The sequence below is a fragment of the Cellulophaga tyrosinoxydans genome (assembly GCF_900176415.1).
Taxonomy (GTDB): domain Bacteria; phylum Bacteroidota; class Bacteroidia; order Flavobacteriales; family Flavobacteriaceae; genus Cellulophaga; species Cellulophaga tyrosinoxydans.
In genome coordinates, this window is the sequence record NZ_FWXO01000008.1 from 47,315 (window position 1) to 62,980 (window position 15,666).

The window sequence follows — 15,666 nt, forward strand, 5'->3', positions numbered from 1 at the left end:
AATTTTAGAAACCAAATTAATTCAGTGTAATACATTGACCTTTTAATTTTTAAAAACTATCTTAGAACTTTAAATATTTATCAAGTGAAATCTTTTTTTTTAGTCTTACTACTTACACCATTATTCGGTATAGCACAACAAAACCCATACTTTGAAAATGAAGTAACTTCTATAACTCAAAAATACGATACTATTTGGGATTCATCACGAGAAACTATTGTATTTACTGGAAGTTCAAGTATTAGAATGTGGAAAAATATATCGGATTATTTTCCAAACCATCAGTTATTAAATACAGGTTTTGGAGGATCGCAAACCATAGATCTTTTAGGGTATAGTAATGAACTTATACTTAATTACAAACCTAAAAAGGTATTTATATATGAAGGTGATAATGACATTTCTGCTAAGAAAAAATCTAAAGAAATCATGAATACCTTTAAAGAATTAATTGAGCAAATAAAACAAGCGGATAGCAAGACAAAAATTGTCATCATTTCTGCAAAACCAAGTATAGCTCGATGGAATTTAAAAGGAAAATATAAAAGGCTCAATAGAAAACTTAAAAAAATTTGCACTACGGATGATAATTTAGAATATGCAAATGTTTGGGATGTTATGCTAGATAAAAGAAAATTAAAGACTAATTTATTTTTAAGCGATGGGCTTCATATGAATGAAATTGGTTATAAGCTTTGGCATGGTGTTCTAAAAAATTATATAGACTAAGAAAACAAGAAATGAAAAAAGTAGTACTGTTAAAAATTGTTCTATTAAGTGCAGCATTAATTGCCATTTCTTGTGGAGAGAACAAGAAAAAAATAATTCTTAATTTTCCAGTAACCAATTTGGAGCTTGAACATATTATTCCGAAACCTTCAAAAATTATTGCAACAAATTCTGCATTTGGCCTTGACCATACTACTGTTATTTATACATCGCAAGCATCAAACGGGTTTAAAGAAGTAGGTGACTTTTTATCAGAAAGTATTAAAGAAAAAACGGCATTAGAGCTTTCGGTAAATGATACAAATTTAGAAACTGTAGACCGTATTATTTACCTAAACCAGACTGAAAGTGCTGAATTAGAGACTACTGAATCGTATCAACTATACATTTCTAAAGATTCTATAATAATTAATGCTAAGTCGGCCGAGGGTGCTTTTAGAGGTGTTCAAACTTTACGACAAATAATTCCAAATAAAAGCAATGACACTATTACTACACATAAAATGTGGTTAGTGCCTACAGGAAAAATTATAGACAACCCTAATTTTGAGTATCGCGGAGCTATGCTCGATGTTGCGAGACATTTTTTCTCTGTTGCCGATGTTAAAAAGTATATAGATTTGCTAGCCTATTACAAAATAAACAAACTACATCTTCATTTATCCGATGATCAAGGTTGGCGCATAGAAATAAAATCTTGGCCTTTACTTACAGCCGTATCTGGGAAAACTGAAGTTGGAAGCGGCGAAGGTGGATTTTATACACAAGAAGAATACAAAGATATTGTAGCCTATGCTGCCAAACATTATATGACAATTATTCCTGAAATAGATATGCCTGGTCATACCAACGCTGCATCTTTTGCCTACCCTATTTTAAATGGAAACGGAAAAACCCTGAAACCATATACAGGAACTCGAGTTGGTTTTAGCACTTTTGACACAAATAAAGACACCGTATATGCATTTATTGATGATGTTGTCAGAGAAATATCAGCAATTACTCCAGGACCATATTTTCATATAGGAGGTGATGAGAGTCACGTTACTAAAAAGAAAGATTATATCTATTTTGTAGATAAAGTAGAAAAAATTGTTCAGAAACATGGTAAGCAAATGATTGGTTGGGACGAAATTATGCAAGCCAATGTTGATTCCTCCACCATTGCTCAACATTGGAGCACTGCAGCAAATGCAATTGAAGGAGCAAGAAAAGGCTCTAAAATTATATTATCGCCAGCAAAAAAGGCCTATTTAGATATGCAGTATGATAGCCTATCTAAGCATGGTTTGCATTGGGCTGCCTATATTCCTGTTGACTCTGCTTATAACTGGATCCCTGAAAAATTCATTAAAGAGTTACAAAAAGAAAATATATTAGGCATTGAAGCGCCTTTATGGTCAGAAACAATTACAACTATGGCAGAACTGGAATACTTAGCATTCCCAAGAATCATTGGTTATGCAGAACTTGGATGGACCATAGAAGAGAATAGAAATTGGGAAGATTTTAAAGTGAGATTAGCAAATCAAACGCCCTATTTAGAAAAAATGAACGTTAACTACTACCCAACGACATTAATAGATTGGAAAGTGAATGGTGTAGAAAAAACAATGCCTTTAAAGGGTTATCGACAGTAAAAAACACACAAATGAAATTAGCTATTACCTTAATTGCAGTCCTCTTATTCACCAATTGTAAAAATGAAAAAAAACCAGTAATGGCTAATGTAGCGCATAAAAAGACAAATACATTTTATGTTGGCACCTATACCGATAAGGAAAGTAAAGGCATTTATAAATATGCTATAAACAATGAAGGTATGCTAACAGAGATTGGCTTAGTTGCGACTACTGATAACCCATCATTCTTAGCTTTAAGCAATGATAAAAAATATCTTTTGGTAGTGAATGAAGTCAACAAAGATAGTATTGGATTCGTTTCTTCTTATGGTATTAAAAATGATAGTTTAGAATTTATAAACAAATCTTCATCAGGTGGTGCGCATCCATGCTTTATTGCTGTTAATAAACAGGGGTATGTTCTCTCTGCAAATTATACTGGAGGTAACGTAGGACTATTAAAACTAAACAAAAATGGTGAACTAAGCCCCTTATTAGATCTTAACCAACATGGAGGAAAAGGTACAACAGACAGGCAAGAAGGACCTCATGCACATTCTGCTTGGTTTGAACCAGAAGATGACGTTAGTGTTATTTCAGTAGACTTGGGAACTAACGAATTGTGGTTTTCTAAAATAGATGAAAATTCAGATAAATTTATAGCTTCAGAACCACAAAAGCTAGCAATGGCAACTGGTGCTGGACCAAGACATTTAACTTTTCACCCAAATAAAAAGTATCTATATATATTGAATGAATTAGATAATACAATCTCTTTAGTACAAAAATCTGAAACAGGCGGTTACCAAATAAAACAAACCATTACTACCCTACCAGAAAATTTTACTGAATTTTCTAAGAGTGCAGATATTCATATTTCAAGCGACGGAAAGTTTGTTTATTCATCTAACAGAGGGCACGATAGCATAGCCATTTTTGCTGTAAACGCTACTAATGGAAATTTAACTTTACTAGCATTTGAATCTACTAAAGGAAAAACTCCACGTAATTTTTCATTATCAAATGATGAAAATTATGTAATTGTTGCCAATCAAGATTCTAATAATTTAGTTTCTTTTAAAAGAAACAATACAACTGGTTTACTTAAGTATATTTCAGAGATAAAAGCTCCTACTCCAGTTTGTATTTTGTTTAATTAAAAAGTAATTTTAAATTCTGCCCCTTTGTTAATTTGACTTTTAACTTTAATTTTTCCGCCATGGTTGGCCACTATGGAATTAATAATATACAAACCCACTCCTAAACCATCTACATGGGTATGCATTCTCTTAAATAACCCAAAGATTTTATTATAATTTATAGCATCATCAAAACCAAGGCCGTTGTCTTTAACTGTTAAAACGGTTTTTCCTTTTACCATTTTAGTTTTAATATGTATTATTGGTTTTCTTTTAGGGTTTTTGTATTTAATGGCATTAGAGATTAAATTGTGTAAAATACTTTCTAACTTAATTGGATCAAAAAAGATAGCTGGACATTTAGAAAAATCCGCTTTAATTATAGCTCTTGAATTAATTATTTCTTGAGAATGATTTGCCTCTATACGCTTTAGTAATACTGAAAAATCCACCTCCGTTTTTTTGTCGGCTTGCTCTGTTTTTATAGCGTTAACTTTATTTATAGCTTTAAGTTTACTATCCATATGGGTAACAACCTCTTTGATTTTTTCAAAAACTTCCATCCCTTCCTCCAAAATGGCATTGTCATATTCCAAAATATTAAGCAAACTCTGAATATTAACCAAAGGAGCTCCTAAATCATGAGACAATACGTAAATTAATTCCTCAAGCTCATTATTTTTTCTTAAAAGTCTATTGTTTATATCTTGTAAATTACGTCGCGAATTCTCAAGTGTTTGATTCGTTTTTAATAAACCTGTGTTTTCTTGAGCACTAATACCTATACCTTCACCTATTTTAAAAGCCTTAATAGTAAATTTAATTGTCTGATTGTCCGTTTTATAGGGTATACCATTAAACATAATAGATTCACCATTGGCAATTACATGTTCGTATGCCTTAATCCTATTTTTAGTATTCAAATTTGGAAATACATCTACAATATTTTGTCCTAGAAAATCTTCTCTATTGATATTCATTGCTTGGATTGCACTTTGGTTTACATCAATAAAGTCTAGTTTTTCGTCTAAGATTACGTAAGGCGTAATTGCATTTTCAAAAAACATTTCACGTAGGTCATTAGTTTTTTCTACTTCTTGTAAGTCCATAACATTTAGTTTTGATTTGGGGATAAAACTTAATTATGGTACAAATTTGGGTTATTTGATGTTTTTTTACTTGGCTTTATCTATAAATACTCTAAAGTCTATGGTTAATTAACCTTTTACTATCGGTAAATGAAATATACACTTTGACTTAATACAATAACTATTACATTCACTTATTATCAAAATTTAGAATCTTATTTTAGAAAAAAAAAGCGAAGAACTGGTAGAACCATTCCTTCGCCTTCAAGTATAAATTTGAAAATAATTTTTACTTTTTAACCTCTTTAACTTCTTCTTCTTTGGCAACTTCTTCTTTAGCTTCAAAATCGGTTATACCTTGCTCATGCAACATATTATACCATTGAATTACTTTTTTAATATCACTGGCATATACCCTATCTTCATCATAGTTAGGTAGAATTTCAAAAAAGTATTCTTCTAATTTTATTTTATCATCTTTAGGCGAAACTGGTGTTTTTTCACCATTCTCCTTATCCTGAATTTTCTTAAAAACTTCACGAAGTGGTACTTCTTCATCTAAAGTGTAAATGGCTATTTCTGAAAGTACACTTACATTATTTTTAAAACCAACGGAAATTTTTTTACCATCTAATAATGACTCTGCTACAAAACCAGCTCTAGTTTGTGTTACTAATTTAAACAAACCTGGTTTTCCTCCTATTGATAAAATTTTATCTAAACTCATGTATTATTTTAATTTCTCGGCAAATATTAAACTTTTACGGTAATAAAAAAACTAGATTACCTTCCTTTTTTCATTTCTGGAAAACGCATACGATAATCTGCATTTATTTTACCTTTAGATATATTACTTAATTTACCTTTAAGTAATCGCTTTTTTAAACTTGATAACTTATCTGTAAATAGTATACCCTCAATATGATCATATTCATGCTGAATAACTCTTGCTAATAAACCATTATAAGTTTCGCTCTTTTGATTAAATTTTTCGTCTAAGTACGAAATTTTAATAGTTTCTTTTCTACTCACATCTTCACGAATATCTGGAATACTTAAACATCCTTCATTAAAAGACCATTCCTCACCAGTTTCTTCTTCAATTTTTGCATTTATAAATACTTTTTTAAACCCGTTTAAAGCCTTTTGCTCTTCTGGTGATAAGTCTTCATCATCCGAAAACGGAGTGGTATCAATAACAAACATTCTAATTGCTAATCCAATTTGAGGTGCAGCCAAACCTACACCACTGGCGTTGTACATGGTCTCCCACATGTTTTCAATTAATGTTTCAAGATTGGTGTAATCTTTAGTAATATCTGTTGCTACTTTACGTAAAACTGGGTCTCCGTAAGCTATAATTGGTAATATCATTATACTAAATTCTATTTATATATCCTTGTAATATTAAGGTAGCGCTAATTTCGTCTACCAATGCTTTATCTCTTCTTTGTTTCTTTTTTAAACCGCCATCTATCATGGATTGAAATGCCATTTTAGAAGTAAAACGTTCGTCTTGCCTTTCAATCTTTAACTTAGGAAACTGTGCCTTTAATTTTGCTAAAAATGGAATGATTAAAGCTTCGGATTCTGATGCTTCATAATTCATTTGCTTAGGCTCCCCAACAACAATGGCTTCTACATTTTCCTTTTCTAAATAATTCTTCAAAAAAATTAATAACTCTTTAGTATTTACAGTCGTTAGTCCGGATGCAATTAACTGTAATTCATCTGTTACAGCAATACCTGTACGTACTTTTCCATAATCAAGCGCTATAATTCTTCCCACTAATTATTTTTTTGCAAAAATAACGGATAAATTGTTATAACTATAAAATAGTATCATTAATTAGTCGCTTCATGTTATATTTGAGGAAATTTTATTATTACCATGACTGAATTAAGAGAAGAAATAGAAAAAGCTTGGGATAACCGAGATTTATTAAAAGAAGAAAAAACTCAGAATGCCATACGCTCTGTAATAGCGTTATTAGACGACGGTAAATTACGTTGTGCAGAACCAACTGCTGATGGTTGGCAAATTAACGAGTGGGTGAAAAAAGCGGTAGTACTTTATTTCCCTATTCAGAAAATGGAAACTTTAGAAGCAGGAATTTTTGAATACCATGACAAAATGCCTTTAAAAAGAGGGTATAAAGAAAAAGGTATACGTGTGGTACCCAATGCTGTAGCAAGACATGGTGCATATATATCTCCGGGTACTATATTAATGCCAAGTTATGTGAATATTGGTGCTTATGTAGACGAAGGCACAATGGTTGATACTTGGGCTACAGTTGGTAGTTGCGCTCAAATTGGAAAAAATGTTCACCTTAGTGGTGGAGTAGGTATTGGCGGAGTTTTAGAGCCATTGCAAGCTGCGCCTGTTATCATAGAAGATAATGTATTTGTAGGGTCTAGATGTATTGTTGTAGAAGGTGTTCGTGTAGAAAAAGAAGCCGTTTTAGGAGCAAATGTTGTACTGACCATGAGTACCAAAATAATAGATATTACGGGTGATACTCCTATTGAAATGAAAGGTAGAGTTCCTGCTCGTTCTGTAGTGATACCCGGTAGTTATACCAAAAAATTTCCTGCAGGAGAATATCAAGTACCTTGTGCTTTAATTATTGGAAAAAGAAAAGAAAGTACAGACAAGAAAACATCATTAAACAATGCCCTTCGCGATAATGATGTAGCAGTTTAATATACTAGAATTCATTAAACTATAATCTTTCATGGATTTAATTATTCATGAAAGATTTTTTTTGGTGTAATTCAATAAATATAAAGTCATTAAAATATTATTTATACAGGCCATTTTTTTTTAGGTTTGCTAACACATTAAAAAGTAAAGTTCTTGCAAATATTTTGTAAGTTTTAATTGATATTGATATGAAAATAGTGATACTAGCTGCTGGAATGGGATCAAGATTAGGCAATCCGTTTCCTAAACCATTAACCCCATTAGCGAACGGAAAAAGTATCATGCAAATGCAAATAGAAAATATAGACACCTACTATTCTATTGAAGATATTAGCGTTGTTGTAGGTTTTAAAAAAGACCTAATTATGGAGCGCTTTCCTGATTTAAGTTATATTTATAATCCATATTTTGATAGTACAAACACCTCAAAAAGTTTATTAAAAGCCTTAAAAAAATTCAGTGATAAATCTGTTCTTTGGATGAATGGAGATGTTGTTTTTGATGCGAAATTATTTGAAATATTAAACCCATACATAAAAAATAAACAATCATTCGTAGCCGTAAATACAAGCAAAGTTGCTGATGAAGAAGTAAAATATACTCTAGAAAATGGTTTTATAAAACAGCTATCAAAAACAGTTAAAAACGGCCTCGGTGAAGCTGTAGGTATAAATTACATCACCTCAAAAGATATAAAGAAATTTATTTCTAGATTAGAAGAATGTAATGAAAATGATTATTTTGAACGTGGTCTTGAAATTGCCATTGAAAAAGATGACTTGCAGATAAGTGCCGTAGATATTTCTAAATTCAATTGTATGGAAGTAGATTTTAAAGAAGATTTAGATAATGTAAATAAGTTACTAGAGTAATGAAAGCTATTCTTTTTTGTCAAAATGCCTATGCATTTGGAATATTAACACCCATTAGAGATGTATTACAAAAAGAAAATCATGAAATTCTTTGGTTTATAACTCCTAAACTTTTAGATGCTTATCCATTCAAAAAAGAAAATTTCACCACAAGTATTTTAGACCTTCAATTATTTGAAAGCGATGCTATTTTTGCCCCTGGAAACGAAGTACCATATTATCTACGAGGCGTAAAAGTGCAAATATTTCATGGTTTAGCAGGAGAGAAAAAAGGTCATTTTAGAATCCGTCATTATTTTGATTTATACCTTACTCAAGGACCTTACTTTACTGAAAAGTTTTTGGAGTTTAAAACTAAGTATCAAAATTTTGAAGTTATAGAAACAGGCTGGCCTAAATTAGATATTTATAGGTCACCAGAACATCAATATCAACAAGAAAAAATTGCGTTATTAAAAGAATTTAGTGCAAATAAAATAATTTTATATGCACCAACCTTCTCTCCTAGTCTTACCTCTGCCCCTTTTTTACTTGAAGAAATTAAGCGCCTTGCTGCAAATAAAGAATTTCTTATACTATTTAAATTTCATGATCTAATGGATCCGAAATGGATTGAGGCTTATAAAAATTTAGCTCAAGAAATTTCAAATGCACTCTTTATCGAGGATAGAAATATTATTAAGTATTTACTTTTATCTGATTTAATGATAAGTGATACATCATCTGTTATTTATGAGTTTTTGCTACTAGATAAGCCAGTTATTTCATTTAATAATATATCAAAAAATATACAATGGTTAGATTCTAAAGAATACGAGGGTTTATCTGAAAAAGTTAAAAACACCTTTAAAAACGACACTTTTGAAGGTAAAAGGAAAGAATTAAGCCAACAATACCACCCTTATAATGATGGCAATTCAGCGGAGCGAATGGTACAAGCTGTAGAAAAGTATATTACCAAAAATGGTGTTCCGAATGCACGAAATCTATCATTTTTAAGAAAACGAAAAATACATTCTATTTTTGGTAAACCCATAGTTGATGTTTTTAAAGGACCCAAAATAAATAAAATTTCAGCACTCTTAATTACCTATAATGAAGAAGAGCATATAAATGGTGTTCTTGAAAATCTTCAATTTGCAGATGAAATTATTGTTGTAGACTCTTTTAGTACTGACAAAACTATTAATAAATTAAAAGAGTTTCCGAATGTTAAATTAATTCAAAGACCTTTTAAAAATTTTACAGATCAAAAATCATTCGCCTTAGAACAAGCTACAAACAATTGGATTCTTTTTATTGATGCCGATGAGCGTCTTACTGATGCATTAAAAAATGAAGTGCTTAAAACTGTAAATTCTAAAGAGATCACTGCAGCAGCATACTATTTTTTAAGAACTTTTATGTTTCAAAAAAAGAAAATGCGTTTTTCAGGTACTCAATCCGATAAAAACTATAGATTATTTCAAAAATCTAAATGTAAATTTGACACCTCGAAGACAGTTCATGAAACGCTTCTAGTAGATGGTCAATCATTAGTTTTAAAAAATAAACTAATACACTACTCTTACAATAATTATGAAGAATTTAAGGGTAAAAGGTTAAAATATACAATCATGCAAGCCAAAGAATTATTGGCTAAAAACAAAAAACCTAATGCTTTTCATTTTATAATAAAACCAGCGTTTCGTTTTTTCAAACATTACGTAATTGGACTTGGCTTTTTAGACGGTAAAAAAGGATTAATTCTGAGCTATTTAATGGCCTTAGGCATTCATAATAGATATAAAGAATTACAAAGATTGAGACAAGAAAAAGTAGACTAAAACATTAATTGCTTTTTCACTTTTTTGTATTGCTCGTTGGTTTTAATATATTTTAATCCCGAGGAATATGCTGCTAAAAAAGACCAATAAAAACCTTCTTTTCCATTTAAAATATTCAGGTTAAGAAAGTATTTTTTTAAGAACTCTAATTTTACTTTTAAAGCAATTTCTAAGATAGAATATTTTTTGTTTTTTAAATATTGCCCTTCAGCAAATATGGTGGCATACGTATTTATTTTTTCTAGATAATGTTCTAATGATCTTGCTGTAAAATGTAAAAAGGAATTTTTTAAATTACCTGTATTACCATTAACTACAATTGTTTCGTGAACCATTTTCCCATCGAACTTGCCCTTACTTTTTTTGAATAATCGCAATACGCATTTTTTACTATCCTGGCCATAATTGAACACCTTATCTAAAAAAACATGCTGTCTATTAATAAAATAGCCTGCAATGTAGGTATTCTCGATTAAAACTTCTTTTATTTCATCTATCAATTCATTTGAAAGAATTTCATCGGCGTCTAAACTCAAAACCCAGTCATTTGAAGTTTTTTCTAAAGCAAATTGCTTTTGCGCTCCAAATCCTTGAAAATCGTTATGAAAAACTTTTACATGATATTTTTTGCAAATATCTAAGGTAGCATCCGTACTACCAGAATCAACCACAACAATTTCATCTACCCAAGAAAGCTTGTTTAAACACTTATCTAATATTCTTTCTTCATTATATGTAATAATAAAAACAGACAATTTCGCCATCATACTGTACATTTAAAGAGTCATAATCTTATATAAAACATAAATAATGGTAAAAAATTATAATAACTATAGGTTTTTAAATGTGATCTCTACAATTTAAAGAGAAACATATCTGAAAAGATGAAAATATTTCTTGAGTAAAACATTATTTTTGACGCCTAAAATAAAATACAATGCAGGAAGAAATTAATAAATGTATCGAGGTTCTTTCGAGTGGTGGTTTAATACTATATCCAACAGATACGGTATGGGGAATAGGTTGTGATGCTACTAACGAGAATGCAGTTGCGAAAATTTATGCTTTAAAACAAAGAGCGAATACTAAAACAATGATTTGCTTAGTTGCTAATGATTTTATGTTAGAAAAACATGTACAACAAGTACCTGAGGTTGCCTATGATATTATAGATTTAGCCACAAAACCTACAACTATTGTATATGATCAACCTGTAGGAATTGCAAAAAATCTAATTGCAGAAGATAATACGCTAGCCATTCGCGTTGCTTCCGATAAATTCTGCCAATATTTAATTTCAAAATTTAAAAAACCTATTGTATCTACATCGGCAAACATTGCAGGAGAACCTACTCCACAAACCTTTAAAGAAATTACCCAACCTATTTTAAAAGGTGTAGACTATGTGGTAAATTTGCATCGAGATCAAAATTCAGGTACACCTTCCTCCATTATTAAACTCGGAAATGATGGCGTAGTAAAAATTATCCGAGAATAACATGACGCATAGCACTAATAAACAAGCACTTTCTAATCCAATATTTACAGTAATTTCAGATGCTGCCAAAGAACTAAACATAGATTGTTATGTTATAGGAGGGTTTGTTCGTGATTTTTTATTAAAAAAAGGAACTGCAAAAGATATTGACATTGTTGCTATTGGTAGTGGTATCGATTTAGCAAAAAAAGTAGCCAGTAAGCTAAAAGGAAAACCTGAAGTTTCGGTTTTTAAAAATTTTGGTACTGCCATGATCAAGTATAATGATGTAGAACTTGAGTTTGTAGGTGCTCGAAAAGAAAGCTATCATGAAGACAGTAGAAAACCAGTTGTAGAAGATGGTACTCTTGAAGATGATCAAAAGCGAAGAGATTTCACCATAAATGCCCTAGCTATTTCTTTAAATGAAACTAATTATGGTGCACTACTTGATCCCTTTAACGGTATTCAAGATTTAGAAGATAAAATTTTAAGAACCCCCTTAGCACCAGGCATTACCTATTCTGATGATCCCTTAAGAATGATGCGTGCCATACGATTTGCTACCCAGTTAAATTTTAAAATTGAAGATGCTTCTTTACAGGCTATTACGGAGAATAAAGACCGCATAAAAATTATTTCTAAGGAACGTATTGTAGATGAATTACATAAAATTTTAGCAAGTAGTAAACCCTCATTAGGATTTTCCTTATTGCATAAAACAGAACTTCTTGAGTACATACTTCCTGAATTAACTGCCTTGCAGGGCATTGAAGAAATTGAGGGTCAACGTCATAAAGATAATTTTTGGCATACTCTTGAAGTTGTCGATAATATTTCTGAGAACACTGATAACGTATGGTTACGCTGGGCAGCACTTTTACATGATATTGGTAAGGCTCCTACAAAACGTTTCGATAAAAAAATAGGATGGACATTTCACGCTCATGAATTTATAGGGTCTAAGATGGTGGCTAAACTCTTTAAAAGATTGAGAATGCCTTTGAACGATAAAATGAAGTTCGTCCAAAAAATGGTGTTATTAAGTTCTCGACCTATAATCCTATCCGAAGACTTCGCAACAGATTCTGCAGTACGCCGATTAATTTTTGATGCTGGTGAACATATTGAAGACTTAATGACCTTGTGCGAAGCAGATATCACTACAAAAAATCCGAAAAAACAAAAACGTTACAAAGACAATTTTAAACTTGTTCGTCAGAAAATTGTAGAAGTGGAAGAGAGAGATCATGTGCGTAATTTTCAACCACCCATAAGTGGTGAAGAGATTATGGAAACTTTCAACTTAAAACCTTCAAAGGAAATAGGTATTTTAAAAGAAGCAATTAAAGAGGCCATTTTAGAAGGTGAAATTCCTAATGAGTATGAAGCTGCATATAAGCTTATGATTCAAAAAGGTAAATCGATGGGTTTTTTTATTGAACAAAAATCTTAATTGTTTTAAATAAAAACACTCATTCTTAAACTCAGACTTTTCTTCAAATTTTAATAGAACTAATTTTACAATTAGAGCTGTAAAATAGCTCCTTCTATTTATATATATAATCTTATTCCTACATATAGTTACAACAATTCTTCCTTTTAACACTTACAATTCCTAAGTGATTCACAACATATATAAGAGAATATACATGTAGCGCTATTATATTTGAACTGAATTACATTTTATGTAGGAAAAATACCATATAATAATTAGGATTTTAGATATTCTAAATTATCATGATTGGTTTTCGAAATAAAATTAAACACAAATCCTTTTTTTTAATATTAAATACCTACTATGACACTAAAACCTATTAAAAAGAATAGAGCCTTTTTCAAATTCATAGGCTTCATTTTACTAAGTATTGCTTTAAGCTTTCCTAAAAAATCTTTCTCCAACACTACCAAAAAAGTCAAAACTAATACTTCGGTTTACATTCCACCAACTATTAGTTTAGATGTAAATAATAACACTGGTGCTGGTGGTGTAAATATTTATACAGAAGCTTGTTCACGTGGTTGGGAAATTTTAGACAATACTAATACTGGTGCATTATCTAGCTTTAACTCACCTGACGGTATTATAATGTCGATGACAATAACTTTAATAAATCCCCAAGATGGATCAGATGAACAATTAGCAATTGGCGGATCATTTCCTGGCGTTTTAGTAGCAGGTAATAATACTCAAAGTTTAACAATTACCAATAGCGGATCTGCTTCAACTAATACAATGAGAAATGTTTTAGATGATTTGCTTTATAAGAATTTAGCGGCGAATCCAAATACTTCCGTCCAACGACAAGTTTCAATTCAAGTAGTAGATGACCTAGGACAAGCCTCAAATACAGCCATTGCCTATTTTAATGTTACCAAAGCATCAAATAGTGGTAAAACTGATGGCCCCTTAATTGTTTTTACTACCGACACCTCTGTCGATTTGTTTACAGGTTTAGATGGAAGTCAGGATAGTGGTGGCACATGGGTAGATATTGATGCCAGTGGAGCTCTTACAGGGAGTAATGTAGATGTTACCGCCTTATCTCTAGGTGGTACATCATTCAGATATGACGTAAGCGCTAGTGCACCTTGTGGTACATCAAGCACTACCGTTTTAGTCATAAAAATGGAATCAAATGAGGTACCTATTTACTCAACAATTTCTTGTGGAGTTTTAACCACACAATACACCAGTGCACTATTTTCAGGCAATTCAGACGATCCAATTTATATTTTTAATACAGGAGCCAATCAAGGAGTTTTAGAAGCAGAGGCGGGAGTGTCTCCTAGTACGACATATAATTGGTATATATTTAATTCTGCTACAAATTCCTACGATAATTTTGCGGTGAACAGCACTAGAATTCAAAACAACTTAGCTGACGGTGGCTATTTAGTGGTAAGAAATGATGGAGGAACTATTACCGAAGGAAGAGCTTGGGTATGGAATATATCAACAGGTTCATCAAATGCAGGTGTGGATGACATCACTTGTAATGAAAATATTTACACACTAAATGGCAATATAGGTGGAACAACCCAAACGTATACACATTATGACCCTGTTAGAAGACCCTTTTTTATTGATAATACAACACAAATTTCTGTTCGATTTAATGGTAATCATACTTATGTTTCAGATTTAGGATTCTATTTTGTTGACCCAACAGGTACAAAAACAATTACTTTAGCTGCAAATCAAGGAAATACATGTAATGCTGGTGATAATATTAGTAACCTTACTTTTACTAATCAAGGCTCACCTACTTATTTTAATTTTTGTGCTCCCGCGGTTTCTCCATTAACTGGAACTTGGAATGGTTATTACGATGGTAGTTCTAATAATTTAATAGATTGGTCAGCACTGTACGGTTCCAACGCAGCAGCAGGTGGCTGGTCTGTACAAATTTATGATTGTGTTGGTGCCGACGTTGGTGCGCTTACTGGCGCAACCATAACTTTTGATGACGGTTCTGGGAATGTAATTACATATACGAGTGGTTCTATAAATGTTCCAATAAATGATAACTCTTGTAGCGCTGCAACAGCCTCTATATATGAAGTTCCATTTACACCTGCGGTTAGTGCCAGTCAGACCATAGATTTAAATCCAAACATTGGTGATAATAGCAATAATGGCGGTTGGCAGTGGTATTATAGTGTTGAAGGAGCATCTGGCCCATTTGTAGAGTTTAACAATAATTCATTAACACCTACTTTAGCAATCAATCAAAATACATGGATAAAACTAGTTGTAAATTATGGATTTACATGTAATTCTGAAGATGTAATACTAATACAATCTTCAGCTAGTGCTAAAATACTAACTACAGGAGATCAACCACAAGATATCTCTGTAAATAGCGGAACACAAGCAACATTTTCTGTAAATGTGACTGGATCCTCAATATCATATCAATGGCAGGTGGATAATCAATTAGGAAGCGGATTTGTAAATATAGATCCTGCGAATGTTTCGGATAATTATACAGGAAGTGATACAGCTACTTTGATATTAAATCCGACATCTACAAATGAAAATAATTATGAATATCGAGTAATAATAACCGACGTTAACAACGTTTGTCCAGATATAATATCTGATACCGCTGTACTAACAGTTATTCCTGACACCACTCCTCCTGCTATACCAACAGTGGTAAGTCAAATTACCAACGATACCACGCCGGTACTTAATGGTAC

14 protein-coding genes are annotated in these 15,666 nt (G+C 31.5%); 9 read left to right on the top strand and 5 right to left on the bottom strand.

Annotated features, from left to right (window positions below; translation table 11 throughout):
- Window positions 1-84 precede the first annotated feature (84 nt).
- Genes B8963_RS15690 through B8963_RS15700 form a run of 3 tightly spaced genes read left to right on the top strand, consistent with a single transcriptional unit; the run spans window position 85 to window position 3,511 of the window.
- A complete protein-coding gene (locus B8963_RS15690) occupies window positions 85-729 on the top strand; it encodes a GDSL-type esterase/lipase family protein (protein WP_084063160.1) in 645 nt (214 codons plus the stop codon).
- Between the two features lie 11 nt (window positions 730-740).
- Complete coding sequence (locus B8963_RS15695; RefSeq protein ID WP_084063173.1) at window positions 741-2,369, top strand: family 20 glycosylhydrolase; 1,629 nt, start codon at window positions 741-743, stop codon at window positions 2,367-2,369.
- 11 nt (window positions 2,370-2,380) lie between these two features.
- The gene (locus B8963_RS15700) at window positions 2,381-3,511 is read left to right on the top strand and encodes a lactonase family protein (RefSeq protein WP_084063161.1); all 1,131 of its coding nucleotides are present in this window, start codon (window positions 2,381-2,383) and stop codon (window positions 3,509-3,511) included.
- On the opposite strand, the gene B8963_RS15705 is transcribed toward B8963_RS15700, so the two are convergent.
- The 4 genes from B8963_RS15705 to ruvX all read right to left on the bottom strand — a co-directional run bounded on the left by B8963_RS15705 (window position 3,508) and on the right by ruvX (window position 6,367).
- Complete coding sequence (locus tag B8963_RS15705; RefSeq protein WP_084063162.1) at window positions 3,508-4,599, bottom strand: sensor histidine kinase; 1,092 nt, start codon at window positions 4,597-4,599, stop codon at window positions 3,508-3,510. The genes B8963_RS15700 and B8963_RS15705 overlap by 4 nt on opposite strands.
- A 268-nt stretch (window positions 4,600-4,867) precedes the next feature.
- Window positions 4,868-5,305: a DUF5606 family protein gene (locus B8963_RS15710; protein WP_084063163.1), complete on the bottom strand. Its 438-nt coding sequence runs from the start codon at window positions 5,303-5,305 to the stop codon at window positions 4,868-4,870.
- A gap of 56 nt (window positions 5,306-5,361) precedes the next feature.
- Window positions 5,362-5,952, bottom strand: a complete 591-nt coding sequence (def, locus tag B8963_RS15715) for a peptide deformylase (RefSeq protein WP_084063164.1) — start codon at window positions 5,950-5,952, stop codon at window positions 5,362-5,364.
- 4 nt (window positions 5,953-5,956) lie between these two features.
- Window positions 5,957-6,367, bottom strand: coding sequence for a Holliday junction resolvase RuvX (gene ruvX / locus B8963_RS15720; protein WP_084063165.1), 411 nt, complete (start codon window positions 6,365-6,367; stop codon window positions 5,957-5,959).
- 102 nt (window positions 6,368-6,469) lie between these two features.
- Here ruvX and B8963_RS15725 point away from each other — a divergent pair, with 102 nt between their 5' ends.
- The 3 genes from B8963_RS15725 (at window position 6,470) to B8963_RS16215 (ending at window position 9,983) form a co-directional block, all read left to right on the top strand.
- A complete protein-coding gene (locus B8963_RS15725; RefSeq protein WP_084063166.1) occupies window positions 6,470-7,285 on the top strand; it encodes a 2,3,4,5-tetrahydropyridine-2,6-dicarboxylate N-succinyltransferase in 816 nt (271 codons plus the stop codon).
- A 188-nt stretch (window positions 7,286-7,473) separates the two neighbouring features.
- A complete protein-coding gene (locus B8963_RS15730; protein WP_084063167.1) occupies window positions 7,474-8,157 on the top strand; it encodes a phosphocholine cytidylyltransferase family protein in 684 nt (227 codons plus the stop codon).
- On the top strand, window positions 8,157-9,983 hold the full coding sequence (locus B8963_RS16215) for a CDP-glycerol glycerophosphotransferase family protein (RefSeq protein ID WP_084063168.1): 1,827 nt from the start codon (window positions 8,157-8,159) through the stop codon (window positions 9,981-9,983). Before B8963_RS15730 ends, B8963_RS16215 begins: the two co-directional genes overlap by 1 nt.
- Here the strand turns inward: B8963_RS16215 and B8963_RS15740 are convergent.
- The gene (locus tag B8963_RS15740; protein WP_084063169.1) at window positions 9,980-10,750 is read right to left on the bottom strand and encodes a glycosyltransferase family 2 protein; all 771 of its coding nucleotides are present in this window, start codon (window positions 10,748-10,750) and stop codon (window positions 9,980-9,982) included. The genes B8963_RS16215 and B8963_RS15740 overlap by 4 nt on opposite strands.
- 170 nt (window positions 10,751-10,920) lie before the next feature.
- Here B8963_RS15740 and B8963_RS15745 point away from each other — a divergent pair, with 170 nt between their 5' ends.
- The 3 genes from B8963_RS15745 to B8963_RS15755 all read left to right on the top strand — a co-directional run.
- On the top strand, window positions 10,921-11,481 hold the full coding sequence (locus B8963_RS15745) for an L-threonylcarbamoyladenylate synthase (protein ID WP_084063170.1): 561 nt from the start codon (window positions 10,921-10,923) through the stop codon (window positions 11,479-11,481).
- A 1-nt stretch (window position 11,482) separates the two neighbouring features.
- A complete protein-coding gene (locus B8963_RS15750; RefSeq protein ID WP_084063171.1) occupies window positions 11,483-12,916 on the top strand; it encodes a CCA tRNA nucleotidyltransferase in 1,434 nt (477 codons plus the stop codon).
- A 345-nt stretch (window positions 12,917-13,261) separates the two neighbouring features.
- Window positions 13,262-15,666: hypothetical protein (locus B8963_RS15755; RefSeq protein WP_200810855.1), on the top strand; the 2,405-nt coding region annotated here is incomplete at its 3' end.